The organism is Hymenobacter daeguensis, assembly GCF_054780555.1.
In genome coordinates this window covers 1-26,732 of the sequence record NZ_BAAGWC010000005.1, presented here as the reverse complement: position 1 = coordinate 26,732, position 26,732 = coordinate 1, and the positions used below count along the sequence as shown (strand labels likewise).

Sequence of the window (26,732 nt, the reverse complement as noted above, 5' to 3'; positions counted from 1 at the left end):
CGTCTTTGCCGTGGCCGAACTTCCTTTGTGCCCCGTTTGGTTTATTGCGTACTTCCGCCGCACCGTCGCGGCGCTTCATTTTGCTCATGACGATTTCCCCCTCCCGCCGCTGGCCCGTTGCGCTGGCATTTCTGGCGCTGCCTACCGTGGGCTTTGCCCAATCCGTTGCGCCTACCCCGCCGCCGGCGGGCGACCAGAGCGCCGCCCAGTGGTATTTGAAAGACCCGCAGCTCGACCAGGTGCCGGGCATCGGCGCCAATCGCGCCTATGCGGAGCTGCTGAAAAACCTGATTCCGACGCCCGTGGTGGTGGCCGTTATCGACTCGGGCATCGACACGGCGCACGTCGATTTGAAGCCTGTGCTGTGGCGGAACACGAAGGAGATTCCCGGCAACGGCATCGACGACGACAAGAATGGCTACGTGGACGACGTGCACGGCTGGAACTTCCTCGGCGGGGCCGATGGCCGCAACGTGGGCCCCGAAACCCTGGAGATGACGCGCATCGTGGCGGCCGGCCGCAAGCGCTTCTCGGGCAAAACCGCCGCCACCGTGAAGCCCGCCGACAAGGCCGATTTCGCCCTCTACCAGAAGGCCGAAAAAGCCTACACCGCCCGCGTGAAGGAGGAAACCGCCCGCAATAAGGAAGTGGAAGAAATGGCCGGCCCCCTCACCATGATGGTGCAGAGCATGAAGCAGGCCCTCGGCACCGACAAGCTGGACACCACGGCCCTGAAAAATGCCAACACTACCGACCCCAACATGAAGCGCGCCGTGGCCGGCATGCTGGACATGATGCGCCAGACCAATTCTTCGGATGCCGACGACCTGCTGAAGCAGCTGAACGACGGCGTGAAGCAGGAGCGCAGCATGCTGGACAACTCGCTCAACCTGAATTTTAACCCCCGCGCCGACATCATCAAGGACGACCCGAACGATGTGAACCAGCGCAACTACGGCAACAACGACCTCTACGGCACCGACCCGCTGCACGGCACCCACGTGGCCGGCATCATTGCCGCCGCGCGCGATAACAACCTCGGCATCCAGGGCATTGCCGGCGACCCGGTGCGCATCATGATGGTGCGGGCCGTGCCCGACGGCGACGAGCGCGACAAGGACATTGCCAACGCCATTCGCTACGCCGTGGACAATGGCGCGAGCATCATCAACATGAGCTTCGGCAAGGAGTTCTCGCCCCAGCGCCCGGCCGTGGAAGCCGCCTACAAGTACGCCGCCGCCAAAAACGTGCTGCTGGTGCACGCCGCCGGCAACGAAAACCACAACCTCGACGTGGAGGACAACTACCCGGCCTCGTTCTACCTCAACAAAGGCGTGGTGCCCAATCTGCTCACCGTGGGCGCTTCGGGCCCGAAGGATGGCCCGGGCCTCACCGCCGATTTCTCCAACTACAGCAAGAAGGGCGTGGACGTGTTTGCGCCCGGCGTGGGCATCTACAGCACCCTGCCCGGCAGCACCTACGGCAACGAAAGCGGCACCAGTATGGCCGCGCCCGTCACGGCCGGCGTGGCGGCGGTGCTCAAGTCCTACTTCCCCAAGCTCACGGCCACGGATTTGAAGCGCATCATCATGCAGTCGGCCCAGGTGCACCACACCAAAGTGAACGTGCCTGGCACCGAGAAAGAAGCCGATTTCTCGACCCTCTCCGTCACCGGCGGCGTGGTCGATTTGTACGAGGCCGTGAAGCTGGCCCAGAAAGCTTCGCTGTAAGGCGGAATGCAGGAGCGTAAAAAAGGCCCGTCTGAATCGTCAGACGGGCCTTTTTTTTACGCTGTCATCCGGAGCGCAGCGAAGGACCTTCTCACGGCTGAACTGCTTGCAGTAAATCAATAGATGCAAACGTGAGAAGGTCCTTCGCTGTGCTCCGGATGACAGACGTTTTTCTGACCATAATCCATCCCATGCTGCCTTTTACCCCACATCCACGCCTTTTTCTTCTTTGCGGAAGTGGTTCAGCACGAGCTTGTCGCTCAGGCCGGGCAGCAGCTTGTTGAGGAACACCACCAGCTTGCCCTGGCCCGTGAGCACGATGGTGCGCTTGCGCTGCTGCACGGCTTTCAGGATTTCATCGGCCACGGCTTCGCTGCTCATCATGGCGCCTTCGTCGCGCGGCGACTCGCCCTGCGCCGAGCCATCGGCGGCCAGCGCCGTCTGGCGGATGTTGGAGGCCGTGAAGCCCGGCGCGGCGGTGAGCACGTGCACGCCCTGGTCGAGCAGCTCGGTGCGGAGCGACTCCAGAAAGCCGTTCATGGCAAACTTGGAAGCCGAGTAGCCCGTGCGGCCCGGCAGGCCCCGGTAGCCCGCAATGCTGCTGATGCCCACAATGCTGCCCTTGCTTTTGAGCAGGTGCGGCAGGGCGAATTTGGTGGTGAAAACGGTGCCGAAGAAGTTGGTTTGCATGAGCTGCTTGATAACCTCCAGGTCGGCATCCTGAAAGCGGGCCCGCATGCTGATGCCGGCGTTATTCAGCAGCACATCGAGGCCGCCGAAACGGGCCACGGTTTGCTGCACGGCGCACTCGGCCGCGGCCTCATCGCCCACATCGGCCCGGATGGCCAGGTTGGCCACGCCGGCCGCCGTCAGGGCTTGGGCAGTGTCGGCAAGCTTGGCCTCGTCGCGGCCGGTGATGGCCACCTGGTAGCCGGCGCGGCCAAAGGCCAGGGCGCAGGCCCGGCCAATGCCCGAAGTACCGCCCGTAATGAGCACGGTGAGAGTTGGCATAACTGTAAATAATGGCCTGGCAGGCCGGTGAGAGGGTTTTTATAAATCCTTGAAACAAACTTACGGCCGGGTGGTGCGATTTTTGTGAGCACGCATTAAACTTTGCGGTGTTCGGTGAATCAGGCAAGGAAATAAGGTGGATTGAGCGAGTCGGTTTGGCACGTCGCCGACTGGATTCCGCAAACAGCCGATTGCGGCTGAGCAGTCCTCATTTTCTGCTTACATTTATCCACCAAAATCTTCATTTCTTTCTTTCCTTCTGAACACCGTATGAACCCACTCTTACGTTCTTGGTCCCGCGTTGCAACGGGTCTGGTGGCGGCTATTCTCTCGCTGGGGGCAGCCGCGCCGGCCCTGGCCCAGTGCCCCATAAACGCAGTATGCACCCCCGGCACGGCCAGCAGCGGGCAAGCCAGCTCTTTCGGCATGGCCATCCTCAACGTGACGCTGGGAACCACTGTGCTGGCCAACCGCTCGGGCTATACCGCCGGCTACCACGACTACAGCTGCTCGGTGGCGGCCGTGCCGCTGGTGGTGGGCCAGAGCTACCCCATCAGCATCCGCACCACGGCCGTTGCCACGCAAAACGTGCGCGTCTGGATTGACTACAACAACGATGGCGCCTTCACCGGCAACAACGAGCTGGTGTACGAAGACATCAACCCCGCCGGCAGCACCCCGGCCAACCCACACATCGGCACGGTTACCCCGCCGGCGGCAGCGGCTACGGCAGCTCCGCTGGGCACTCGCCTACGCATGCGCGTAGCGACCGATTACATCAACAGCGCCCTGCCCACCTCGTGCTCCACGCCGGTGTACTCGCAGGACGAGGACTACAGCGTGACGCTGTCGGCGAACGTGAGCCCGCCGGTGGCGGCCTTCACTACCGACGTGACGACCACCTGCTCCGGCTGCGTGCAGTTTACCGATGCCAGCCAGAACCTGCCGACCTCCTGGCTCTGGACCTTCGGCGATGGCCAGACCAGCACCCAGCAAAGCCCCAACCACTGCTACGCCACGGCCGGCACCTACGCCGTGACCCTGCGGGCCACCAACGCCGCCGGCAACAACACCACGGCCGCCACCAGCGTCACCTACAATACCACGGTGCCGGTGGCAGCCAGCTGCTCGCCCCAGACCACCAGCTACTTTGCCAACTACGGCATCACGCGCTTTGTGCTGAACACCATCGACAACCCCTCGGCCAACGGCAGCGCCGGCTACCAGGATTTTACCTGCACGCAGCGCACCGAGCTGATTGCCGGCGTGAACTACCCGATGACCATTACAACGGGCGGAGTAAACCCGCACGACATCCGGGTGTACCTCGATAAAAACAACGACGGCATCCTCACCACCGCCGAGCAGGTGTACGTGAGCCTGAACACGGCCACGCCCGGCGTCACGGCGACCTTCACCCTGCCCACCGGCACCACGCTCAACCAGCCGCTGCGCCTGCGCATCATTGCCGATGCCATTGGCAACACGGCGGGGCCCTGCGTGAGCCCCGCCAGCGGCCAGGCCGAGGACTACACCATTGTAGCCCGGCCCAACACCCTGCCGCCCAGCGTCAACTTCAGCACCAACTACGTGGCCGGCTCCTGCGTGAACCCCATTCAGTTTACCGACCTTACCACCAACCTGCCCACTTCCTGGCTGTGGAACTTTGGCGACGGCTACACCGGCCCGCAGCAAACCCAGCAAAACCCGCTGCACACCTACACCACGGCGGGCACCTACAACGTGTCGCTCTCGGCCACAAACGCCAACGGCACGGCCAACATCACGCGGCTGAATGTGGTGACCATCCAGATTCCCTGCTTCAACTACTGTGCTTCGAACGGCATAGGCACCACGGGGCCCACGGGCCAGCAGCCCAGCGCGCTCTGGACGACGAGCGTGGCCGTGAGCAACGCCGCACCGGCCTATACCAACGCCACCGGCAATGCCACCGGCGGCTACGCCAACTACACGGCCAACCCCATTGTGCTGAATGCCGGCAGCGCCGTCAACCTGGCGGTGTTGACCAACCTGTTCGTCATTCACCGCACGTCGGTGTGGGTGGATTTCAACATGAACGGCACCTTCGACACGAACGAGCTGCTGGCCACCGGGGTGAGCACCAACGGGGCGGCGGCCAACTCGTTTACGGCCACGTTCACCGTGCCCAACAGCAGCAGCACTTCCGGCCTGAATACCCGCATGCGCGTGCAAACGATGATAAACACGTCGTCGCCTATTGCCTGCCAGCAAAACATTCTGAACGCGGAGGTCGAGGATTATCAAATCCGCTTCCTGCCCCTGAGCACGCGCAGCGCGCTGGCCCTGCCGGCCCTGGGCCTCTACCCCAACCCCACGCTCGACGGCCATGTGCGCCTGAGCCTGCCCGATGCCACGGCGGCTGGCCGCTACGCCACCGAAGTACAGAACCTGCTGGGAGCCACCGTGCTGCGCACCTCCCTGCAGCTGGGTCCCGCTGCCGAGGCCGAGCTTGACCTGAGCGCCCTGCCCGCCGGCGTGTACGTGCTGCACCTGCGCGATGCAAAAGGCCAGACTGCCACGCGCCGCGTGGTTCGCGAGTAAGCGGATTGTTTGTGAGCCAGTTACTGACTGTCAGCCCAATGGCCTCCGGGCCCGATTGCGGCAGTCGGTAACTGGCTCGCTGGCCCCCGCCCCGTTCACCGAAATTCCTACCCTTCATTTTTTTGTATGTCCCCATTATTACTCCGGCGCTTCTACGGGTCGCTACTGCTGTTTGCGCTACTGGTGCTGGGCGCGCGCCCGGCGCAGGCTACCCACTTGCTCGGTGGCGAGATGAGCTACCGCTACCTCGATGCCAACGGCCCGGCCTCGGCCCCGTTTCGCTACGAGATAACGGCCAGTATTTACAGCAACGGGCTCTATCCCAGCACTCCCGGCATCACGGGCCCTCCGGGCTCGGTCACGGTTGACATTTACAACCGGACCAACGGAGCGCCGATTCCGGGCAACTTCACGGCCCAGGACAACCGGCCGCTGGGCAACCCCATTCGGCCGTATGTGCCGCCGGGCTGTACGGTTATCGGGCCCAACCAGCCGTTTTACCTGCGCAAGTACGTGCAGACGGTGAACCTGCCGCTGTCGTTCGACGGCTACTACGCGGTGTTCACGCTGTCGGCCCGCAACGCGGGCATTGCCAACCTCAGCAACTCCGGCAACCAGAGCCTCACGCTCTATGTGAGCATGGCGCCGCCGCTGCTGCCGAACCGCTCGCCGGTGTTTTCGGACACGGCGGTGGCCATTGTGTGCCAGAACGATACCACCATCTCGCTCAACAACGCGGTGGATGCCGACGGCGACCGGCTGGTGTACTCCTTCGGTACGCCCTACAACCAGCTGACCAACCCGACCACCAACCCGCCCACGTTTCAGACCACGCCCTACGCCAACGCTACATTCAGCGCCACCACGCCCTTCGGAACGGGTCCCGGCAACTTTGCCCTCATCAATGCCAACACCGGCGCGGCCAAATACGGCGCCACTACCAACGGGCTCTATGTAGTGGCGGTGGACGTATCGGAATACCGCAACATCAACGGCCGGGAGGTTCTTATCGGCACTACCCGACGAGATTTGCAGCTGGTGGTTTCGACCTGCCCGCCCACCGCGCCGCCCCTGCTGCCAACCACGGTGACGACTCCGCGCAACTACACCATTGAGGAAGGCCAGTCGCTCAGCATTCCGATTACGGCCACGCAGGCCAACTCCACCCACCCGCTGGTGCTCACCGTCAACAGCGTGCTGCTGGATGGCAGCGGCCCGTTCAACACGACCTTTAACGGCAGCACCGGCACCGTGACCTCGGGCAACCTGACGGGCACGGCCACGGCTTCGGGCACCGGCTCGGTATCGGGCACGTTCGTGTTTAACTCTACCTGCGGCAATGGCCGAAACACTGCCTACGACCTGGGCGTGACCGTGAAAGACAACGGCTGCGGCGGCCGCATTGCGTCCGACATCTTCCGCATTACCGTGAACCGCGCCGCAGGCCCCGATGCCATCGCCGGGCCCATTACGGTGTGCGACCCGGCCACGGCCCGTACGTATACCGCTTCCGGCCCCGTGCCGACTTCCTACCGCTGGCGCATTGTGGGCGGCACCATCAACAGCGGCCAGGGCACCAATACTGTGAACGTGACCTGGGCCAGCACCAACGGCACGGGCAGCCTGATTCTGAAAGGCGTGTCGGCCTACGGCTGCTTGTCCGACTCGGTGGTGAAAACCGTGGACATCCGGCCGCTGGCGGCTCTGGCCGTCACGCCGGCTTCGCCCAGCATCTGCCGGGGCACTTCGACCACGCTGAGCGTAACCGGCCCCACCGGCCTCACCTACTCGTGGACCGGCGGCAGCCAGACCGGCACGGGCAGCACCATTACCGTTTCGCCCACCGCCACCACCACCTATACCGTAGTCGGTACCGATGGCACCTGCAACGTGTCGTCGAGCGTGACGGTGACCGTGACGCCGCCGCCCACCGCCGATGCCGGCCCCGACCGGAGCGTGTGCTCGGGTGCAACCGCTCCCACGGTGGGCACGCCTCCCGTAGCGGGCGTGACCTACAGCTGGGCTCCGGCGGCGGGGTTGAGCAGCACCACGGTGGCCCAGCCCACTGTCACGCTGACCAACACCGGCACCACGCCCATCGTCCGCACCTACGGTGTCACGGCTACCTCGGGGGTCAACTGCTTTAGCATCGACTCGGTGCGGGTGACGATAAACCCGGCGGCGGTAGCCAACGCGGGCACGGCCGTTACGACCTGCTCGGGCGTGGCGTCGGCCCCGCTGGGCAGCCCGGCCCTGCCGGGCTACACCTACAGCTGGAGCCCCGCCACCGGCCTGAGCAGCGCCACCGCCGCCCAGCCCACCGTGACCCAGACCAACACCACCGGCGCGCCCGTCACCACCACTTATACCCTCACGGCCACCAACGCCCAGGGCTGCACGGCCACTGCTACGGTGGCCGTAACCATCAGCCCGGTGGCAGTGGCCGCCGTGGGCCCGGCCATCAGCTTCTGCTCGGGCACGACTTCGGCCCCGCTGGGCGGCACGGCTACGCCCGTGGCCGGCACCACGTATAGCTGGAGCCCCACCACCGGCCTGAGCAACCCCAACATCCTCAACCCCACCGTGACGGGCACCAACACCACCGGCGCGCCCATCACCACCACCTACACCCTCACGGCCACCACGGCTACCGGCTGCACGGCCACCGGCACCGTGGCCGTGACCATCAACCCCGCTGCCGTGGCCAACGCGGGCACCGCGCCCACCTTCTGCTCGGGGGCCAGCGCCACGCTGGGCGGCGGCACGGCCATTGCCGGCACCACGTATAGCTGGAGCCCCACCACCGGCCTGAACAACGCCAACACGCTCAACCCCACCGTGACGGGCACCAACACCACCGGCGCACCTACCACCACGACCTATACCCTCACCGCCACCACCGGCAACGGATGCACCGCTACCAGCACGGTGGTCGTGACCATTAATCCGGCGGCGGTGGCCGATGCGGGCCCGGCGAAGTCCACCTGCTCGAACGTGCCCGTGGCCATTGGCAGCGGCACGGCCGTGGCCGGCACCACCTACGCCTGGAGCCCCGCCACCGGCCTGAGCAGCACTTCGGTGCTGACCCCCACCGTGACGCTGCCCAACACCACCGGCGCGCCCATTACCCAGACCTACACGCTGACGGCTACCACCGCCAACGGCTGCACCGCCACCGGCACGGTCGTGGTAACCATTAACCCGGCGGCAGTGGCCGATGCGGGTCCGGCAAAGTCCACCTGCTCGAACGTGCCCGTGGCCATTGGCAGCGGCACGGCCGTGGCCGGCACCACCTACGCCTGGACGCCCACCACCGGCCTGAGCAACCCGGCCGTGCTGAACCCCACCGTGACGCTGCCCAACCTGGGCACGACGAACATCACCCAGGCTTATACCCTGACCGCTACCACGGCCAACGGCTGCACGACTTCGGCCAATGTGACCGTAACGGTTTTCCCGGCGGCGGTGGCCCAGGCTGGGCCGGCCGTGGCCTTCTGCTCGGGCGCCAGCGCCACGCTGGGCACGGGCACGGCGGTGGCCGGCACCACGTATAGCTGGAGCCCCACCACCGGCCTGAACGACCCCACCCTGCTGAATCCGACCATCACCCTGACCAACACCACTGGCGCGCCCATCACCACCACCTATACGCTGACGGCTACCACAGCCAACGGCTGCACCGCGACCAGCACGGTGGCGGTAACGGTGAACCAGGCAGCCGTGGCCGTAGCGGGCCCGGCCCGCAGCACTTGCTCCAATGTGGGTGTAACCATCGGCAGCGGCCCGGCCGTGACCGGCACCACCTACGCCTGGACGCCTACCACCGGCCTGAGCAGCGCCACCAGCCTCACCCCTACCCTCACGCTGCCCAACCTGACGGGTGCGCCCATTACGGTCAACTACACCCTCACGGCTACCACCGCGCAAGGCTGCACGGCTACCAGCACGGTAGCCGTGACGGTGAACCCCGCCGCCGTGGCGCAGGCCGGGGTTGATAAAACGACCTGCTCGAACGTACCGACGACCATCGGCACGGGCACGGCCATTGCCGGCACCACTTATGCCTGGACACCCGCCACGGGCCTGAGCAGCGCCTCGGTGCTGACCCCGACCGTGACCCTGCCCAACACCACCGGCGCGGCCATCACCCAGCAATACATTCTGCTGGCGACGACGGCCAACGGCTGCCTGCAGCGCGATACCGTGGTGGTGACCATCAACCCGGCCGCCGTGGCCGTGGCCGGCACCAACCGCTCGGTGTGCTCGGGCCTGCCCACCACCCTGGGCGCGGCTGCCGTAACGGGCTACACCTACAGCTGGAGCCCGGCCACCGGCCTGAGCAGCACCACCGTGGCCAACCCCACGTTCACGCTGACCAACACGGGCACCACGCCAAACCCCGTCGTCTTCACCCTGACGGCGACCACCGCCAACGGCTGCGTGGCCACCAGCACCGTGACCGTGACCGTGAACCCCGCCGCCGTGGCCAACGCCGGGCCGGCCGTGGCCGTCTGCGATGGCAAGCGCGTGACGCTGGGCACCACCGCCCTGGCCGGCTATACCTATAGCTGGAGCCCCGCCACCAGCCTGAGCAGCGCCACCGCCGCCCAGCCGGTGCTCACCGGCGTGAACACCGGCACGGCCCCCATCACCCAGACCTACACCCTCACGGCTACCACGGCCAACGGCTGCGTGAGCACGAGCACCGTGGTAGTCACCATCAACCCGCGTCCGGCGGCAGAGGCCATTACCGGTCCGGCGTCGGTGTGCCCCACGGTGACGGGCATTGCCTACTCGGTGGTGAACCCGGCCGCCACGGCCTACACCTGGCTGATTAACGGCGGCACCATTGCCAGCGGCCAGGGCACCCCGGCCATTACCGTGAACTGGGGCGTGGCCAGCACCGGCGGCTACGTGAAAGTGTTCCGCCTGAACGCCCAGGGCTGCTCTTCGGATACCACCACGCTGCCCATCATCATCAACCAGCGCCTGCAAACGGTGCGGCCCACCGGCCCCGGCGACATCGTGGCCGTAGCGCCGCTGCCACGCTCCGTGTGCCAGGCCGATGGCCCGTACACCTACATCAGCGGGGTGTTTGCCAACGGCTCCAGCTATTCGTGGCAGATTATCGGCGGCACGCAGGTGAGCACCGCGCAAAACACGGTGACTGTGAACTGGAACCCGGTGACGGTGCCCACCCTCGGTAAAATTGTGGTGACGGAAACCAGCAACCCCAGCGGCGGCATCTGCCGCGGTGTTTCCGATACCCTGAAGGTGCTCATCAATCCTTCGCCGCGTACCAACCTGGCTATCAACAGCCCCGTGCGCGTGTGCCAGACCAACGGCCCCGTAACGTTTGGCCTGCCCGGGGGCTTCACCGGCTCGACCTACGTGTTCCAGCTGGCCGGCACCACGCTGGCCGGCACCGGCAGCACCCGCGTGCTGAATACCCTGCCCGCCCCCGGCACCTACACCCTCACGGCCCAGGAAACCACCACGGCCGGCTGCGTGGGCCCGCTCTACACCACGCAGTTCACGGTGAGCCCCACGCCGGGCGCGCCCACCATTTCGGGCTCGGGCTTTGTGTGCAACGTGGCCACGCCGCAGCAGTACAGCATTGCCAATGCCACGGCCGGCTCTACCTTCCAGTGGACGGTAGTGGGCGGCACCGTGACCGCCGGCCAGGGCACCAGCCAGGCGACGGTGCAGTTCGGGGCCACCGGTCCCTACACCGTGAGCGCCGCCGAAACCAGCGGCACGCCGGCCTCGTGCGTGGGCGCTACGGCTACCCGCACCATTCTGCTCGACAACCCGACGGTGGTGCTGACCACGGCTTCGGTTGACCTGACCAGCAACGCCCGCGTTATCCTCACTCTGCGCGCCCCGGCCAGCACCAACACGCCGAACCAGATTCAGATTATGCGCCGCGTAGCCGGCACCGGCACGTTTGCTGCGGTGGGCACGGTAGCCGCCTCGGCCACCTCCTTCACCGACAACAACGCGGTGGATGCCTCGGGCAACTCCTACGAGTACCGCCTCGACCTCACCAACGGCTGCGGCACGCTGCTGTCGAGCCCGGTTTCGCGCACCATTCGCCTCACGGCGGTGGCCACCCCCGGCCCCGGCGGCCGCGACCAGGGCAGCACGGCCCTGAGCTGGAATGCCTACCAGGGCTTCACGGTGGATAAGTATGAAATCTACCGCCGCTCCGATGCCGGGGCTCCTGTACTCGTGGCCACGGTGCCCGGCAACAGCCCCACCCTGCAAGCCACCGTGCCCAACGCCGACCCCAACTCGGCCACCAGCGCCGGCTTCGACCAGAACTTCCGGGTGGTGGCCGTGAGCACCGATGCCACGCCGCTGCGCTCGAACTCGAACGAGGCCAACGTGAAGTTTGCCAACCAGACCAACACGTACAACGTCATCACGCCCAACCACGACGGCCTGAACGACGTGCTGGTGATTGACAATATCCTGCTCTACCCCGGCAACACCTTCACCGTGTTCAACCGCTGGGGCCGCGAGGTGTACAAAACCACCAACTACCAGAACACCTTCGGCCAGGACGACAGCATTGCCCCCGGCAATTACTTCTACATCCTGACCCTGCCCAACGGCAGCACCATCAAAAACTGGTTCGAAGTAGTGAAATAGCCAGCCGGCTCTTCAATCAAAAAAGCCTCCCGGTTCCGGGGGGCTTTTTTTGTGCCTGCCGCTGTCCGACCTTTAGCTCCATGAACCGGCTTTCCGCTTACTCCTGGCTTATTACCGCCCTGCTGCTGCTGGTCGGCTTTCTCTGTCTGGAGGTAAAAGCCGTGGGCTATGGGGTGGCCTTTTTCATGGCCTTTCCCTGGGCGGTCGGCTTTGCCATTGGCACCCTGGAGCAAAGCCGGCGCAACACCCTCTACCTGATTCTGGGCGTGGTCATTTTCATGGCCCTGCTGCTCACCTGGCACCTCGAGGGCCTGGTGTGCGTGTTCATGGCGCTGCCCATTTTTGCCGGGTGCGTGCTGCTGGGCAGCTGGGCGCAGCGGGCCTTCCGGCGCAGGCACGAAACGCCCAACGAAACCCCGCCGCGCCTGCTGGTGCTGCTCACGCCCCTGGCCGTGCTGCTGGTGACGGGCCAGGTGGAGAAGTTCGTGACGGCCCCGCCGGCTCTGGTCACCGTTACTACATCGGTAGCCCTGCCTTTCCCGGCGCAGCAGGTGTTCGAGGGCGTGCAGCAGATGGATACCCTGGCCGCGCCCAAGCCCTGGCTGCTGCGCCTGGGCCTGCCCACGCCCTACAAGTGCGTGCTCACGACCCCGCGCGTGGGCGGCCGCCGCACCTGCCTCTTCGACAACGGCCGCATCGTGGCCGAAATCACCGACTACCAGCCCGGCGAGCGCCTGACCATGGACGTCATCGAATACAGCCTCACCGGCCGGCACTGGTTTCACTTTCAGGATGCCCGCTACACCTTCCATCGCCAGGGCGGCCAGACCCTGATAACCCGCACCAGCAGCTACCGCTCGCAGCTGCGCCCCCGCTGGTACTGGCAGCCCCTCGAAACCTACGGCATCGCCCAGGAGCACGCCTTCGTGCTGGCCAGCCTGCGCCAGAACCTGCAACGCGGCCGCCAGGCGGCCCGCCCGCCAGCGCCCACAGAATCCGTGAAACCGGAATAATCCGAGCGAATCCGTGGTCTACCTTTGCAGACTTATCGCTCCCGCTATGTCCCGTAAAATCACGAAAGCTTCTAAAAATCTTCCGGCCGACGCCCTCCACCGCATTCTGATTCAGGACATGGTGGCCGAAGGCAAATGCCTGGTTCGCCTCGACAATCTCGTCATCTTCGTGTCGCAGGTGGCCCCCGGCGACGTGGTGGACCTGCGCATTACCCGCGCCAAAAAGAACTTCCTCGAAGCCGTCCCCACGCACTTTCACACCTATTCCGAGCTGCGCACCACGCCGTTTTGCCAGCACTTTGGCACCTGCGGCGGCTGCAAGTGGCAGCACCTGGGCTACGACTCGCAGCTGCACTTCAAGCAGCAGCAGGTGGTCGACCAGCTCACGCGCATCGGCAAGGTGGAACTGCCCGAGATTCCGTTCATCCTCTCCTCGCCCCAGCGCACCTACTACCGCAACAAGCTCGAATACACCTTCTCGGACAACGGCTGGCTGACCCAGGAGCAGATTGACGACGACACCCAGAGCTTCGACCGCAACGTGCTGGGCTTCCACACCCCCGCCCGCTTCGATAAGATTATCGACGTGCAGCACTGCCACCTCCAGGCCGAGCCCAGCAACGAAATCCGCCTCTTCGTGCGCGACTACGGCCGCGCGCACGGCCTCCAGTTCGGCAACATGGTGCGCCAGACCGGCAACCTGCGCAACCTCATCATCCGCACCGCCCAGAGTACCGGCGAAATCATGGTGATTCTGCAGTGCTACCGCCCCCACGAGTCCATCGAGCCCCTGCTCGACGCCCTCTACGCCAAGTTCCCCGGCATCACCTCCCTCAACTACGTCCTCAACAGCAAGGGCAACGAAACCTTCCACGACCTCGACGTCATCACCTACCGCGGCAAGCCCTACATCGAGGAAGAAATGGAAGGCCTGCGCTTCCGCATCGGCCCCAAGTCCTTCTACCAAACCAACTCCGAAGGCGCCCACCAGCTCTACAAAGTGGCCCGCGACTTCGCCGACCTCAAGGGCGATGAGCTCGTGTACGACCTCTACACCGGCGCCGGCACCATCGCCAGCTTCGTGGCCCACCAGGCCCGCAAAGTCATCGGCGTCGAGTACGTGGAACAGGCCGTGGCCGACGCCCACGTCAACGCCGAAATCAACCACATCACCAACACCGAGTTCTACGCCGGCGATATGAAGGACATCCTCACCGCCGACTTCACCAAGTACCACGGCCGCCCCGACGTCCTCATCACCGACCCGCCCCGCGCCGGCATGCACCCCGACGTAGTGGCCCGCCTCCTGGAGCTGCGCGCCCCCCGCATCGTCTACATCAGCTGCAACCCCGCTACCCAGGCCCGCGACTTAGAGCTGCTCGACGCCGCGTACCGCGTGACGCGCGTGCAGCCGGTGGATATGTTCCCGCACACCCACCACGTGGAGAATGTGGTGGCGCTGGAGTTGAAGTAGTTTTTATCGACGGTTTTATTTCTTGTAATGGCGAATTATAAAGTCAACTCGGAAGACTTCGAGCAAATCATTTCTCATACTTGCAATTGTGCTGCAACTGACAAAGTAGTCATCGAGCGCTTGCCAGTTGGATACATGCGTCGTGATGACCCAATTAATGATAATGACAGTGGTTGGCAATTCCTTTGGGGCTTTGAAACCCAAGAATATCTAGACGACCTTGATAATTCCGCCACTTACAAATTGAATACACTAGCAAACATTGACCGAGCAATAATTCCATACTTAGACTATCCAATTGGAACTGAACTTGAGCGCGTTGAAAACTCTGATGTATTCGTAGAAGTTAATTAAAATGGACTACTTCAACGACCCCGAACTCAACGGCAAATACCTCGGCACCATCACCAAGGATTTCGTGAAGGTGTGCGACACGCTTTCCGAAGCCTCTTCCCAGATTCGTAAGGGCGACTTCAGCCAATACCCCATTTTCGTCTTTGCCAAGCAGGAAGTGCCCCTCGGCGGCCTCCTCGTCAACGCCGACGAACTGAACCTGGAATGGCACGTCTTCGCCAGCTACCTGGAGCTCTTCGTGCAGCAAGGCATCATCGACGTTGATGGGGTCAAAGCCTTCAAAGCCACTTACAAGGATGCCGACGAGTTCTGCTGCCTCTTCGTGCTCGATGAGGAGTTCACGAATTTCGTGTTCGTGCCCTACCCGGAGGATTAGGACGACAGCCCCGGCGGGGCGGCATAGCGGTAGTAATACCGCCTTTAGAAACGGCAAAGCCCCGGCGGGGCGACATTCGTTGAACGAGTGTCGCCCCGCCGGGGCTTTTGAAACTTTAGCGCCTGCTGTTTCTACCGCCATGCCGCCCCGCTGGGGCTAACCGGCAAATCAGCGCGGGGCTATCTAATTCCGGCGTTGCACCGGCAAATCCTCCAGCTGCGCGTAGCTCAGCTTCCAGGTATTATCGGCCGCTTTTTTCCAGAGGAAAATGTAGTTGCCCTCGCCGAAGCCGGCCGGCTGGCCGGGGCCGGCGGGTGCCACGTCCACCGAGAACGTGCCGGCCTCGTAGGCGCTATTGGCATCGGTGCCGGTGCTGGTCACGCTGGTTTTCAGGTTGCTGATGGTGGCAATGGTGGCACTCACCCACTTCTGTCCTACTTCGTCTTTGCCTTTCCAGTGGGCATTGCCCTGCACGAAGGCCACGTCGTCGGCCATCATGCCCGTGACCTTGCCGGAGTCGCGGCTGTTCCAGGCGCCGATAAAGTCCTGGTCGAGTTTCTGAACATTGGCTTCTTCGCCACTTTTCGAGCACGAGCTCAGGGCGACGGCCACAAACAAACTGCAAAGGAGGGATTTCATAAATCCGGGGTATTGGTGAAGGAAATGGAGCGAGCAGCCTCACCCACTTAAGAACTGAACCCCGGGCGCAAACGCCCAGGGTTCAGAAATGTTACGCAATCCGGTGCTTACCAGCTCTTGCGGCGGTACTCCTCCGTCGAGTACGGCTTCGAAGCGTCGCCATAGTGCGGATTTGCCAGGAAAGCCGAGCTGGCCGGAGCGGGCATCGGCGCATCGTAGGCCGAGATGGCGCTGGCCGTCAGGGCATTGGCCGGCGTGGTTACGGTTTGGGTTTTCGTCACCACGGTAGCCTGCTGCTTACGGGCCTGGGCCAGCTCGCGGCGGTAGGCAGCCTCGCGGGCAGCGGCGGCGGCGGCAGCGGCGCGCTGCTTGCGCTTATTGTCGATGTGCTTGCCCACGCCGTACCCGATGGCCCCACCAGCCACGCCGCCCACCACGCCGCCCACGGCCCGGTTGCGCTTGTTGATGATGGCCCCGGCCGCCGCCCCGCCCAGGCCGCCAATCACGGCGCCCTTGGCCTGCGGGCTCCATTGGGCTTTCGCAGTGGAAGCACCAAACACGGTGCTCAGCAAGATGAGGAAAGCGAAGAAAAACGGAAGCTTATTCATGGCTAGTTAGCGAAAAGTGGAAGAGAAAAAATCCCTGCAATGCGGAACGGAAGACAATTAGCGTGCCATCCCGCCGGTTATTCTCGTTGGCTCTCCCTAACGGTAGCGCTTAAATAAGGTTTTCCCAGCCCCCCAAACGCCCTAAAAACTCGTCCAGCCCTGCGCCTGCAGCGGTACGGCCTGCCCGGCTTTGGTCACCAGGTTGGCCCCATCGTCTTTGGTAGTCAGGTGGCCGATGATGGTGATATCGGGGTGGTTTTTAATCTTCTCGTGGTCCGTAACGGGCACGGTAAACAGCAGCTCGTAGTCCTCGCCGCCATTCAGTGCGCAGGTAATGGGGTCGAGGTTGAACTCGGCCGCTGCTTCCAGCGAGGGATTGGCCAGGGGCAGAAACTCGGTGAAGACGCGGGCCCCCGTGCCGCTGGCCGTGCACAGGTGCAGCACCTCCGAGGCCAGCCCGTCGGAAATGTCAATCATGCTGGTGGGCTGCACGCCCAGCTCGCGCAGCTCGTGCACGATGTCGAGGCGGGCTTCGGGGCGCAGCTGGCGCTGCACCACGTATTCGTAGTTGGCCAGCTCGGGCTGGGTATCGGGGTCGGCCAGGAAGGCTTGCTTCTCGCGCTCCAGCACCTGCAGGCCCAGGAAGGCTCCGCCCAGGTCGCCGCTCACACAAAGTAGGTCGGTAGGCTGGCCGCCGCTGCGCCGGGCCAGGGTGCCAGCCGGTGCTTCGCCCAGCACCGTGATGGCCAGCGTGAGGCCGCCCCGGCTGGCGGTAGTGTCGCCGCCCACCAGGTCCACGTTGTAGGCCTCGCAGGCCAGGCGCATGCCGGCGTAAAGCTCCTCAATGGCCTCCACGGTGAAGCGCGAACCGGCCGAAATGCCCACCACCAGCTGCGTGGGCAGGGCATTCATGGCTGCCACGTCCGATACGTTTACGGCCACGGCCTTGTAGCCCAGGTGCCGCAGCGGGCAAAACGATAAATCGAAATGAATGCCCTCGACCAGCAGGTCAGTCGTCATCACCTGCTCGGTGCCGGGCGTGGGATGAATGATGGCCGCATCGTCGCCAATGCCCAGCACCGTGCCGGGCTGGCGCGTGCGGATGCCCGCCTGCAGGCGGCGAATGAGGGCGAATTCGCCTATGGCGGTGAGGGGCGTCAGGTCAGCCATTTATTAGTGCTTGATGGTCAGTGGTTAATGATTAATGGCTCTGCAGTAGCCGGAAGCAGAAAGGCCGGACGGGCAGGTCGGGCGGTGCTTCCGGCTGGCAGCCATTCGGCGCAAAAATACGCCCATAAAAAAAGGAGGGAATTGCTTCCCTCCTTACTATAGACTCAGCTGATGGCCGATTATTGCACCATCAGGGTTTTGTAGATTTTGGTCTGGCCGTCGGCGCTGTAAATCTCTACGAAGTACAGGCCGGGCTTCAGGGTCGATACGTCCAGCGTGAGCTTTTCCTGGCCCTGGCCTTTGGCCTGGGCGCTGATGTTCTGACCGAGGCTGTTGCGCACACTCACAAAACCAACTTTGGCATCTTTAATCTCCACCGTGGCGGTGCCGTGGGCGGGGTTGGGATATACGCTGATGTTCGCATCGAACTTGCCCAGCGTAGCCGTGATGGTGGTTTGGTAAGTGCCGTGGGGGCCGGTGTAGTCGTTGTGGTTGCCCAGCTGGTCGTAGAGCTGCGCTCCTACCGAGCCGCTGCCCGTGGTGCCGGGAGGGAAAGCGTAGCTATACACCGACCACTCATCGGCAATGTTGTATGCGTTGGCAGCCGTGCTGCGCACCGGGGGGTTGGTGTTGGGCACGTTCTGGGGGCCGGGGTTGGTGCGGATGCCGCCCGAAACGTTGGGCCGGCGCACCAGGCTCTGGTTAGCCGACGAAACGTACACGTGCACCACGGGCGTGCCCGTGTCATCGGCTGGGTTGAAGCCGCTCCAGTTGCCGCCCGTGCCGCCCGAGGCCAGCAAAGGCTGCTCGCCAATAGAACCAACCAGGTCCACAATCACGCCCGGGCCCTGGCCGGCCGTGCCGCTGGGGTAGCGGATGAGGGCCACCGCGTCGTCGCCGTTGAAATAGCTTACGTTGCCGGTAGGCGCGCCGCCGCCGCTGATGTAGTTGGGGCCCAGCGTGCCGTAGGACGTAACGCCAAACTGGCTGGCCGCCGAGCGGATGGACGGCAGCGTAGCTTCGCCGTTGGCATACACAAACACGCCGCGCGCGTTCAGGGTATTGGCCCCGGTGGTGCGCATCAAACGCTCTTCGTCGACCGGCGTGGTGCTGCCGTTGGAATAGCGGCGCACCGAGTATGGCGCGAGGTTGACCACGTTGTTGGTCGGGTTATAGATTTCCAGGGCCCGCTCGTTACCGGTCGAATTCGTGGTGCCGCCGTAGTTTACGCCCGACTGGTGGGCTCCTTCGTCGTATTCGGAAAAGAAGAGCTCCGTGCCCTGCTGGGCCCGGGCAGCTCCCGTCAGCAGCAGCGCGGCGGAGAGCAGAAAGTATTGTTTGTTCATAAAAATTGGGCGTACAAAATGGCTATGCAATAGCAAAGATACGCGAAAAGAACGTTTCGGTTTGTTACTGATAGATTATCCTGCCCGTCCTTCCGGCTTCTAACCGGGTGGCAGTCAGTCCCTCGCCCCATAGTATTCCGCTATATACATATCCGCAGGCCGGCGGCCCGGAAAGCGGCCGGGAGCGGCGGCTGGCTGAATTCACCCTTCCTTGCGCTCCCGCAAGAATAGCGGGGCTCATGCGTTAGCGGCAAGCAGCGTGCCGGGCATTTTAGTTCGTGGCCGCGCCCGTAGCTTTGTTTATTCACACATTTTTTCTGCCTTATGCGCTCCAACGTGATGATTTCGCTTAAATCCTTCCTTGCCGTGCTGCTGGTGCTGGCCGGCAGCGCCGCCTCCTGCAAGCGCGACGGGGCCAAAACGGCCGCTCTCAACCCCGCTTCGGCCTCGGCCGTGAAAGCCCAGCTCGACGTGCTGCGCGACTCGGTTGACAGCAAATGGCGCAACATGATTGCCAGCGACGACCAGAAAATCGGCATCGTGCGCCTGCTGCTGCGCGAGCTCAAGGCCCAGCCCGGCACCGACCAAACCCAGCTGCCCGGCCTGGAGCGCGCCAACGCCCGCCTCAAGCCCCTGCGCTACAACCAGGAAACGATGGCCAGCTCGCCGCTCATCGACCGGTACGACGCGGCCCAGGACTCGCTGCTGCGCGCCCTCTACCCCGTGGCCGCCCCCAACGGCAATGCCCCCACCGAAAACGCCCGCAACTTCGTGGAAGGCATCCAGCAGATTGATGCCGGCGTGGTGGGCTACCGGGTGCAGTACGACCGCGCCGCCAAGCAATACAACGAGTACCTCAAGCTGCACCAGGCCGAGTTGCAAACCCTGGGCGGCAAATACGCCGGGCAGAAGCCCCTGCCGCTGTTTGAGCTGCAGAACTAAGCCTTGTCAGCCAGGCAGGGCGGCAGAGCCATTTGGCTGGCAAGCATGGGGTTCGGGCATTTTTGTGTACATTTCAGGAGTGTTTCTCGTCTCCATCACTTAATGCCCAAGCCCATGCGTTCAACTCCTACTTTTTTTCGTCGGCTCGTGCCGGCGCTGCTGCTGGCCGGCCTCACGCTGGCCTCCTGCCAATGCCGCAAAGACCACGACCCCAAGCCCAAAGGCCAGTGCGGCACTCCCACGACCGGCACTACAAAACCCGGCGGAAATTCCTGATTTTTTTCTGACTAATACCTGACCAAAAAGCGGCCGGCATTATTGCCGGCCGCTTTTTTTATGCTCGCCGGGCTGGTGATTGAACGAGTGCCAGCCATTGTTTACCGAATAAAAGCAGTCAGGCGTAATAATAGATTTATATTTATTTTATTTATCATTTTTAATACCAGAAATTAATTTATTGCCTGCAGCCTTCGGCGCGGAGCAATCGGGTCCTGCGCCAACCAGCCCGCCAGTGTGCGTTGACATAACTATTAACACATTGCTTCATCTACCTGCTGATTTGCAAAGCGTTATTACGCACATTCTTCTAGCCTGCTGGTACGTGGCTCAGGCATACGCGCTGGCGGCCTGCCTCTACATCGCGACGTCACTGGCGGCATTCCTGCTTTTTTATCCGCGCATCAGGCGCCTGTTTCAGCCCCGGCCTGCGGAAAGCCGGCCGGCCGCTGCCACGCATTTTACCCTGCTGGTGCCGGCCCACAACGAGGAGCGGCTGCTGCCGCAGCTGCTGGCCAGCATTCGGCGGCTGCACTACCCGCCGGCGCTGGTTGAGGTGGTGGTAATAGCCGATAACTGCACCGATAAAACGGCCACCATCGTGGCCGCCGAAGGCTTTGCCTGCCTGGAGCGCTTCACCCACGAGCCGTCGGACAAGATGCAGGCCCTGCGCTTTGGGGCCCGGCAGGTGCTGAGCCACAGCACGGTGGCCGATACGGTGGTGTGCATCATTGATGCCGACTGCGTGCTGGCCCCAGGATTTCTGGCCGCGCTGGACGGCGTGTATGCCCGGCGCAGGGCCGCCCCGGTGGTACAGGCCTTTCGCAGCGTGAGCAATGCGTTTGCTTCCAACATCACCGTGCTCGATGCCGCTGCCGAAGCCCTGCGGCAATGGGTGCTGGCCGGCCCGCGCAAGCTACTGGGGCTCGACAATCTTATTTTTGGCCTGGGCTGCTCCATGCGGCGGGCTGTTTTTCTGGAGTTGATGGCGCTGCCCATTGTGTCGCTGGCCGAAGACAAGGAGTGGAAGGTTTTTCTCACCCAGCGCAACGTCCGGATTGACTACTGCCCCACGGCCCGCCTGGGCTATGAGGTGGTGGCCGAAACCCCGGACTTTGGCCAGCAGCGCGCCCGGTGGCTGGCCGGCTACTACCACCTGCTGCGCACCCACGGCCTGCCCGTGCTGCTGCAGGGCCTGCGGCAAGCCAGCCCGGCCAGGCTGGACCTGGCCTGCGACCTGTTGCAGCCGCCCCGGTCCGTGCTGTTTCTGGCTGCCGTGGCCTATGCGGTACTGGCGTATTGTTTCCCGCGGCAGAGCTTGGTGAGCGCCGGGGTGTGGCTGGCCATCGTGGGCATGTTTGCGATGTACGGGGCCATCGGCCTGCGCCTCATTGGAGCACCCGCTCGGTCGTACCTGCTGCTTTTTTCCAGCCTGCGGCTGATTATCCTGGTTACCAAATCGACCCTGGCGGTGGTGCTGGGCCGGGGCGTACACGCGTGGGCCCCCACCCGCAAAGCCGCTCCCCAGCCCACGGCCAAAGCCCCATGAGCCAGCCCGCCATACCGGTCCTGATGTACCACGCCCTGGCCGAAGCACCCGCGCCCGGCCTGCACCCGCTGCACCTGCACTGCTCCCTGTTTGAGCAGCAGCTGGCCTGGCTCCGGGCGCAAGGGTATGCAGGCATAACGGCCACCGAGCTTTGCCACCGCCTGGACTTGCAGCGGCCAGCGCCTAAAACCGTGGCTTTCACGTTCGATGACGGCTATTTGTCGCTGCTCACCCGGGCAGCTCCGCTGCTGCATCGGTATGGCTTTTCGGCTACGCTTTTCCTGACTACGGGCTTTGTGGATGCCCCCGATTTTTCGGGCGCGCCGGACGTTGCCCGCTCCGCTCCTGCCACCGACCGGCCCCTGACCTGGGCCGAAGTGGCCGCGCTGCAAGCCATGGGCTGGGATATTCAGGCCCACAGCCACCGGCACCAGCCCCACGCCGGTTTGTCGGCCCGGGAGCTGCTGGCCGAAATGCAGGAGAGCCGCCGCTGCATTGCCGAGCGGCTGGGCCGGGCGCCGCACCTCTACGCCTTTCCCTACGGCAGCTATAGCCGCCACGCACTGGCCCGGCTGCCACAGCTGGGCTACGCGGCTGGCTTTTCGGTGCACAGCGGCCGGGCCACGCCCGGCGACGACCGGCGGCGGCTGCCGCGCCTCGAAGTGAACAGTGCCTGCACCCTGCCCCGCTTCGCACGCCTGGTCGAAACCGGCTACGCATCGAAACCCGCCGAATACCGGGCCCGTCTGCGCGACGCGCTGTTTCATTTCCCCCTGCTGAAAGACGGCTTACGCAAAACCCTCGGCAGCGGCATCAATTAGCATTCGCCTCTACGCAAAACGGCGGCCGGCAATGCTGCCAGCCGCCGTTTCGGGTATCACGGGCAAAGCCTACAACGCATTCATCTCCCCGCGCACGAAGTCGGCCAGGGTGCGCAGGTACTCGGTGCTGAAATCGAAGCGGATGCCGGCGGCGGCGTAAATCTGGCCGATGGGCGCAGTGTAGCCCAGCGCCAGCGCCCGCTTATAGGCGGCCAGGCCCTCGGCCGGGTTCTGGCGGAAGTTGCGCCACACGGCAATGGCCCCGAGCTGGGCCATGGCGTACTCGATGTAGTAGAACGGCACCTCGTAGAGGTGCAGCTGCTTTTGCCAGAGGTAGGGCTTGTAGGCTTCCAGCCCGGTCCAGTCCACGGTGCGCTGGTTGAACTCGTCGAATATTTCCACCCAGCGCGCATGGCGCTCGGCTTCGGTGTGCGTGGGGTGCTCGTACACCCAGTGCTGAAATTTGTCGATGGTGGCCACCCACGGAAAGGTTTCGAGCACGCTTTCGAGGTGGGTTTTCTTGGCCCGGCGCAGGTCCTCCGCATCGGGGAAGAAGACGTGCCACTGGTCCATGCTCATCAGCTCCATGCTCATCGAGGCCAGCTCGGCCACTTCGGACGGCGGGTGCTTGTCGGCGCCCAGCGGCAGGCCCCGCGTGAGGAAGCTGTGCACGGCGTGGCCGCCTTCGTGCAGCATGGTCACCACGTCGCGCAGGCTGCTCGTGGCATTCATAAAGATGAACGGCACGCCGGTTTCGTCCAGCGGGTAGTTGTAGCCGCCGGGAGCCTTGCCCTTGCGGCTTTCCAGGTCGAGGTGGCCCATCTGGCGCATGGTCCGCAGGCAGTCGCCGAGGTAGGAATCGAGGTTCTGGAAGACGGTGATGGTTTTTTCCAGCAGCTCCGCGCCGGTGCCGAAGGGGCGCAGCGGCGGCTGGCCGCTGGGGTCCACATCGAGGTCCCAGGGGCGCAGGGCGGGCAGGTTCAGGTCCTGGCGGCGCTCCAGGTCGAAGTCGTCAATCAGCGGCACCACCGTTTCGCGGATGGCGGCGTGGAAGTTGAAGCAGTCCTGCGGCGTGTAGTCGAACCGGCCCAGGGCGGCAAACATGTAATCGCGGAAGTTCTCGAAGCCGGCGTTCAGCGCCACTTGGTGGCGCAGGCCCACCAGCTCGGTGAAGAGCTGGTCGAGCGGCTGGGCATCCTGCAGGCGGCGGGCCTGAATGGCGCGGTAGGCAGCTTCGCGCACGGCGCGGTCGGGGTTCTTGAGGCGGTCGGCGGCCTGGGGCAGGGTCAGCTCCTGGCCGTCGATGCTCACGTTCATGGCGCCCACCGTGGCGGCGTATTGCTGCTGCTTGGTGCTGATGTCGGTTTTGAGCGGAATGTTCTCGGCCCGGTAGATTTCCGAGGCCCGGCGCACCGAGCGCAGGAACACGCCGTAGCGGCGCTCATCGAGGCCGGTGAGGTACTCCGAAGCCAGCATTTTCTCGTTGAGGGCGTGGTCGTAGGGCGCTACCTGCGGCTCCACTTCGTTCACGAAATACTGGAAGGCCTCCGAGCGGGCCGGGTCCTGCGTGTCGCAGGTCATGTGAATGTAGCGCCAGGCCAAATCCTCGCTCAGCACCGATTCCAGCTCGGAGCGGTCGAGCAGCCAGCGCTCCAGCTCCGCCGCCGAGCTGAGCGGGCGGGCTTGCAGCTCCTGAAAAAACGGCTCAATGGCGGCCCAGTCGGACACCAGGAAATCTTCGGGCAGATAGTGGCGCGGCGGGCGGCTGGTATCGGTAGCCGACTCGGCGGTAGGTTCAGCAATGTGCATCATGGTACAAGGATAGTCGAAAGTGGATGGCGCGGCTTCTGTGCTACGCAACAACAATCGAAGGGGCTGAAAAATAAGTTCGGGCGGGCGGCCCTGCCGCCCGCCCGGGGCGCTTAGCCAATCTCAATCACCACGTCGTCGGTCATCGGGTGGGCCACGCAGGTGAGGATGTAGCCCTGCTTCAGCTCCGAGTCGGACAGGCCTTCGCGCTCATCGAGGTGCACCTTGCCGCTGAGGCACTTGCCCCGGCAAGCCGTGCAAAGGCCGGCCTGGCAGGAATACGGCAGGTCGATGTCCTGGTCGAGCGCCGTTTCGAGAATGGTTTCCTTGGCGGGCACTTCGATGATGTACTCGCTGCCTTCGTATTGAATGGTGACGGTGCGGGTGTCTTTCACGTTGTCGTCGGGGCTGGTGGATACGTCGCCGTGGCCCATGGGCTGGGCGGCCGTGAGCTCGGCATTTTCGGAGGTGGCCACGAAGCTTTCGCGGCGCACCCGGGCCTCGGGCACGCCCAGCAGCTCCAGGGCGGCCTTGGCTTCGGTCATCAGGCCTTCGGGGCCGCACATGAAGTATTCGGCCTGCTCGGCCGGAAACTGGTGGCGCTGCTCCAGAATGCGCAGCAGCATGGTGCGGTTTACGCGGCCGGTGTGGCGGTGCGCGCCGCCGGGGCGCAGCGGCTGGCTGTACACGTGCTCCACTTGCAGGTGGCCGTTGGAGCTGGCTTCCAGGTCATTGAGCTGCTTCTGAAAGATAACCGAGTCCTCGTTGCGGTTGCCGTAAATCAGCAAGACGTGGCTTTGCGGCTCGGTGCTGAGCACGGCCTTGAGCATGGACATGAGCGGCGTGATGCCCGAGCCGGCCCCGATGAGCACCAGCGAGCGGGCGGCTTTGGGGCTGGGGCTGAGGGTGAAGTTGCCGAGCGGCTCCATCACCTCCATCTGCTGGCCCACCTTCACAGTGTCAAGCAAATAGTTGCTCACCAGGCCGCCGGGCACGCGCTTCACGGTCACGGACAGGCGCGGGGCTTCCTGCGGAATGCTGCTGAGCGAGTAGGCCCGGCGCTCTTTCTTACCGTTGGGGCCGCAGGGAATGATGAGCGTGAGAAACTGGCCGGGGCGGCTGGCAATGGGTGCCCGGTCGGGCCGCTCCAGGTGAATGGTCACGGAATCATCGGTTTCCTGGGTCAGCTCAACTACGGTAAGGGTGTGGTAACTCATGCGTGGGGTACGGAAATGGAATTTGGGGAGCCTACGGATTTCCGACCAGCGGCGGGCTCCCAAACGGGCAAATGACAAAAAAATGAACCGGCGACCTCCCGGCCGCCGCCGTTACATCGGCCACAAAGGTAACTTGCCGCCGCGGCTGCCCGGGTCGCGCCGCCGGCACATTCTGCTGCCGGGCCAATATCTTTTACCGGAATGGGTTCAGCCCGGCCCGGCTTCATTTTTCGTCCATTCCGCTTTGCTCCTCTCCAACCTCCTGCAACAACACCAGGCCGAATTTGGCCCCGTGCTGCCCGTCGACCTCAACGGGCCGAATGTGGCCCGCCTCGATTTCTCGGCCGCCAACCCCGTAGTGGCCACCGCCGACCTGCGCGACACGGCCGCGTTCGAGCAGCTGGTCAATGAACTGCTGGCCAGTCAAAACGCCGGCATCGGCGTGGGCGGCTACCTCGAAAACCGGGTCATCTACCGCCGCAGCGCCCATTTCGGGCTTGTTGAAGCCGAAGAAGCCCGCTCCCTGCACCTCGGCGTGGATGTGTGGCTGCCGGCCGGCACGCCGGTGCTGGCCCCGCTCCCGGCCACCGTGCACAGCCTGGCCGACAACGACAATTTCGGCGACTACGGCCCCACCGTCATTCTGCAGCACGAGCTAGAGGGCACCATTTTCTACAGCCTCTACGGCCACCTCAGCCGCCGCGAATGGCGCAACCTGTGCGTGGGCCAGCGGCTGGCGAAAGGCGAGGCCTTCGCCACCGTGGGCCCCTATCCGGAAAACGGCGACTGGCCGGCGCACCTGCACTTTCAGCTCATCGCCGATATGCAGGGCCGCGAGGGCGACTTCCCCGGCGTGGCCCGGCCCAGCGAGCGCGAAACCTGGGCAGCCCTGTGTCCCAATCCGAATCTGGTGCTGCAAAGCCACTGGCTTGGCTGAACCGCCGGTTTTCGCCGATTTGGACGGATAAGAGCGCATTCTTTCGCCCTCAATCGTCGGCGGCGGTGCATGCGAAGCAAAGCAGAAGGCCCGTACTCGGCGAGTACGGGCCTTCTGCTTTTCGAGCACTGCTCTGCCGAATCCGACTAGAGCGTGAGGACAATTATCAGCGGAGCCAATCGAGGGCGGCGGCCACATGCCAAAAAGCGAGAAAGGACACGAC

At 64.1% G+C, this 26,732-nt stretch carries 19 protein-coding genes; 12 read left to right on the top strand and 7 right to left on the bottom strand.

Annotated elements, in window-relative coordinates; genetic code table 11:
- Window positions 1–86 precede the first annotated feature (86 nt).
- Window positions 87–1,730 (top strand): S8/S53 family peptidase, encoded by a 1,644-nt coding sequence (locus ACYVHT_RS08210; protein ID WP_460549914.1) that lies wholly within the window; start codon window positions 87–89, stop codon window positions 1,728–1,730.
- Between the two features lie 201 nt (window positions 1,731–1,931).
- On the opposite strand, the gene ACYVHT_RS08205 is transcribed toward ACYVHT_RS08210, so the two are convergent.
- The gene (locus tag ACYVHT_RS08205; protein WP_460549912.1) at window positions 1,932–2,741 is read right to left on the bottom strand and encodes an SDR family oxidoreductase; all 810 of its coding nucleotides are present in this window, start codon (window positions 2,739–2,741) and stop codon (window positions 1,932–1,934) included.
- A gap of 270 nt (window positions 2,742–3,011) precedes the next feature.
- Here ACYVHT_RS08205 and ACYVHT_RS08200 point away from each other — a divergent pair, with 270 nt between their 5' ends.
- From ACYVHT_RS08200 to ACYVHT_RS08175, 6 genes are all read left to right on the top strand, one after another.
- Window positions 3,012–5,324, top strand: a complete 2,313-nt coding sequence (locus tag ACYVHT_RS08200; protein ID WP_460549910.1) for a GEVED domain-containing protein — start codon at window positions 3,012–3,014, stop codon at window positions 5,322–5,324.
- 126 nt (window positions 5,325–5,450) lie between these two features.
- Window positions 5,451–11,978 (top strand): T9SS type B sorting domain-containing protein, encoded by a 6,528-nt coding sequence (locus tag ACYVHT_RS08195; RefSeq protein ID WP_460549908.1) that lies wholly within the window; start codon window positions 5,451–5,453, stop codon window positions 11,976–11,978.
- Between the two features lie 80 nt (window positions 11,979–12,058).
- Window positions 12,059–12,991, top strand: a complete 933-nt coding sequence (locus tag ACYVHT_RS08190; RefSeq protein WP_460549906.1) for an SRPBCC family protein — start codon at window positions 12,059–12,061, stop codon at window positions 12,989–12,991.
- Between the two features lie 46 nt (window positions 12,992–13,037).
- Window positions 13,038–14,465: a class I SAM-dependent RNA methyltransferase gene (gene rlmD / locus ACYVHT_RS08185; protein WP_460549904.1), complete on the top strand. Its 1,428-nt coding sequence runs from the start codon at window positions 13,038–13,040 to the stop codon at window positions 14,463–14,465.
- A gap of 27 nt (window positions 14,466–14,492) precedes the next feature.
- A complete protein-coding gene (locus tag ACYVHT_RS08180) occupies window positions 14,493–14,819 on the top strand; it encodes a DUF2185 domain-containing protein (protein ID WP_460549902.1) in 327 nt (108 codons plus the stop codon).
- 1 nt (window position 14,820) lies between these two features.
- Window positions 14,821–15,195: a hypothetical protein gene (locus tag ACYVHT_RS08175; RefSeq protein ID WP_460549900.1), complete on the top strand. Its 375-nt coding sequence runs from the start codon at window positions 14,821–14,823 to the stop codon at window positions 15,193–15,195.
- Between the two features lie 183 nt (window positions 15,196–15,378).
- Here the strand turns inward: ACYVHT_RS08175 and ACYVHT_RS08170 are convergent, their stop codons facing one another.
- The 4 genes from ACYVHT_RS08170 to ACYVHT_RS08155 all read right to left on the bottom strand — a co-directional run bounded on the left by ACYVHT_RS08170 (window position 15,379) and on the right by ACYVHT_RS08155 (window position 18,958).
- Window positions 15,379–15,834 (bottom strand): YybH family protein, encoded by a 456-nt coding sequence (locus ACYVHT_RS08170; protein ID WP_460549898.1) that lies wholly within the window; start codon window positions 15,832–15,834, stop codon window positions 15,379–15,381.
- Between the two features lie 107 nt (window positions 15,835–15,941).
- Complete coding sequence (locus ACYVHT_RS08165; RefSeq protein ID WP_460549896.1) at window positions 15,942–16,442, bottom strand: hypothetical protein; 501 nt, start codon at window positions 16,440–16,442, stop codon at window positions 15,942–15,944.
- A 141-nt stretch (window positions 16,443–16,583) separates the two neighbouring features.
- Window positions 16,584–17,612 carry a thiamine-phosphate kinase gene (thiL, locus tag ACYVHT_RS08160; protein ID WP_460549894.1) on the bottom strand — a complete coding sequence of 343 codons (1,029 nt, stop codon included), beginning with the start codon at window positions 17,610–17,612 and terminating at the stop codon, window positions 16,584–16,586.
- 179 nt (window positions 17,613–17,791) lie between these two features.
- Window positions 17,792–18,958, bottom strand: a complete 1,167-nt coding sequence (locus ACYVHT_RS08155; protein WP_460549892.1) for a T9SS type A sorting domain-containing protein — start codon at window positions 18,956–18,958, stop codon at window positions 17,792–17,794.
- Between the two features lie 324 nt (window positions 18,959–19,282).
- On the opposite strand from ACYVHT_RS08155, the gene ACYVHT_RS08150 reads away from it, so the two are divergent.
- The 4 genes from ACYVHT_RS08150 to ACYVHT_RS08135 all read left to right on the top strand — a co-directional run bounded on the left by ACYVHT_RS08150 (window position 19,283) and on the right by ACYVHT_RS08135 (window position 22,546).
- Window positions 19,283–19,900, top strand: a complete 618-nt coding sequence (locus tag ACYVHT_RS08150; RefSeq protein ID WP_460549890.1) for a hypothetical protein — start codon at window positions 19,283–19,285, stop codon at window positions 19,898–19,900.
- 114 nt (window positions 19,901–20,014) lie between these two features.
- The gene (locus ACYVHT_RS08145) at window positions 20,015–20,176 is read left to right on the top strand and encodes a hypothetical protein (RefSeq protein ID WP_460549888.1); all 162 of its coding nucleotides are present in this window, start codon (window positions 20,015–20,017) and stop codon (window positions 20,174–20,176) included.
- A gap of 283 nt (window positions 20,177–20,459) precedes the next feature.
- Window positions 20,460–21,725: a glycosyltransferase family 2 protein gene (locus tag ACYVHT_RS08140; RefSeq protein WP_460549886.1), complete on the top strand. Its 1,266-nt coding sequence runs from the start codon at window positions 20,460–20,462 to the stop codon at window positions 21,723–21,725.
- On the top strand, window positions 21,722–22,546 hold the full coding sequence (locus tag ACYVHT_RS08135; RefSeq protein WP_460549885.1) for a polysaccharide deacetylase family protein: 825 nt from the start codon (window positions 21,722–21,724) through the stop codon (window positions 22,544–22,546). Before ACYVHT_RS08140 ends, ACYVHT_RS08135 begins: the two co-directional genes overlap by 4 nt.
- Before the next feature lie 69 nt (window positions 22,547–22,615).
- Here ACYVHT_RS08135 and ACYVHT_RS08130 read toward each other — a convergent pair whose 3' ends face one another.
- Window positions 22,616–24,358 carry a M3 family oligoendopeptidase gene (locus ACYVHT_RS08130; protein WP_460549883.1) on the bottom strand — a complete coding sequence of 581 codons (1,743 nt, stop codon included), beginning with the start codon at window positions 24,356–24,358 and terminating at the stop codon, window positions 22,616–22,618.
- A gap of 110 nt (window positions 24,359–24,468) precedes the next feature.
- Entirely contained in the window at window positions 24,469–25,572 is a 1,104-nt protein-coding gene (locus ACYVHT_RS08125; protein ID WP_460549881.1) for a 2Fe-2S iron-sulfur cluster-binding protein, read from the bottom strand.
- Window positions 25,573–25,816: 244 nt separating this feature from the next.
- On the opposite strand from ACYVHT_RS08125, the gene ACYVHT_RS08120 reads away from it, so the two are divergent.
- The gene (locus ACYVHT_RS08120) at window positions 25,817–26,509 is read left to right on the top strand and encodes an aminotransferase class III-fold pyridoxal phosphate-dependent enzyme (protein WP_460549879.1); all 693 of its coding nucleotides are present in this window, start codon (window positions 25,817–25,819) and stop codon (window positions 26,507–26,509) included.
- Window positions 26,510–26,732 lie beyond the last annotated feature (223 nt).

Bases quoted from the DNA above. Each gene is read 5' to 3' on its own strand.
- thiL (WP_460549894.1), bottom strand. From the start codon at position 17,612: ATGGCTGACCTGACGCCCCTCACCGCCATAGGCGAATTCGCCCTCATT.
- ACYVHT_RS08190 (WP_460549906.1), top strand. From the start codon at position 12,059: ATGAACCGGCTTTCCGCTTACTCCTGGCTTATTACCGCCCTGCTGCTG.
- ACYVHT_RS08135 (WP_460549885.1), top strand. From the start codon at position 21,722: ATGAGCCAGCCCGCCATACCGGTCCTGATGTACCACGCCCTGGCCGAA.
- ACYVHT_RS08165 (WP_460549896.1), bottom strand. From the start codon at position 16,442: ATGAATAAGCTTCCGTTTTTCTTCGCTTTCCTCATCTTGCTGAGCACC.
- ACYVHT_RS08205 (WP_460549912.1), bottom strand. From the start codon at position 2,741: ATGCCAACTCTCACCGTGCTCATTACGGGCGGTACTTCGGGCATTGGC.
- ACYVHT_RS08200 (WP_460549910.1), top strand. From the start codon at position 3,012: ATGAACCCACTCTTACGTTCTTGGTCCCGCGTTGCAACGGGTCTGGTG.
- ACYVHT_RS08180 (WP_460549902.1), top strand. From the start codon at position 14,493: ATGGCGAATTATAAAGTCAACTCGGAAGACTTCGAGCAAATCATTTCT.
- ACYVHT_RS08125 (WP_460549881.1), bottom strand. From the start codon at position 25,572: ATGAGTTACCACACCCTTACCGTAGTTGAGCTGACCCAGGAAACCGAT.
- ACYVHT_RS08150 (WP_460549890.1), top strand. From the start codon at position 19,283: ATGCGCTCCAACGTGATGATTTCGCTTAAATCCTTCCTTGCCGTGCTG.
- ACYVHT_RS08175 (WP_460549900.1), top strand. From the start codon at position 14,821: ATGGACTACTTCAACGACCCCGAACTCAACGGCAAATACCTCGGCACC.
- ACYVHT_RS08195 (WP_460549908.1), top strand. From the start codon at position 5,451: ATGTCCCCATTATTACTCCGGCGCTTCTACGGGTCGCTACTGCTGTTT.
- ACYVHT_RS08170 (WP_460549898.1), bottom strand. From the start codon at position 15,834: ATGAAATCCCTCCTTTGCAGTTTGTTTGTGGCCGTCGCCCTGAGCTCG.
- ACYVHT_RS08130 (WP_460549883.1), bottom strand. From the start codon at position 24,358: ATGATGCACATTGCTGAACCTACCGCCGAGTCGGCTACCGATACCAGC.
- rlmD (WP_460549904.1), top strand. From the start codon at position 13,038: ATGTCCCGTAAAATCACGAAAGCTTCTAAAAATCTTCCGGCCGACGCC.
- ACYVHT_RS08155 (WP_460549892.1), bottom strand. From the start codon at position 18,958: ATGAACAAACAATACTTTCTGCTCTCCGCCGCGCTGCTGCTGACGGGA.
- ACYVHT_RS08210 (WP_460549914.1), top strand. From the start codon at position 87: ATGACGATTTCCCCCTCCCGCCGCTGGCCCGTTGCGCTGGCATTTCTG.
- ACYVHT_RS08145 (WP_460549888.1), top strand. From the start codon at position 20,015: ATGCGTTCAACTCCTACTTTTTTTCGTCGGCTCGTGCCGGCGCTGCTG.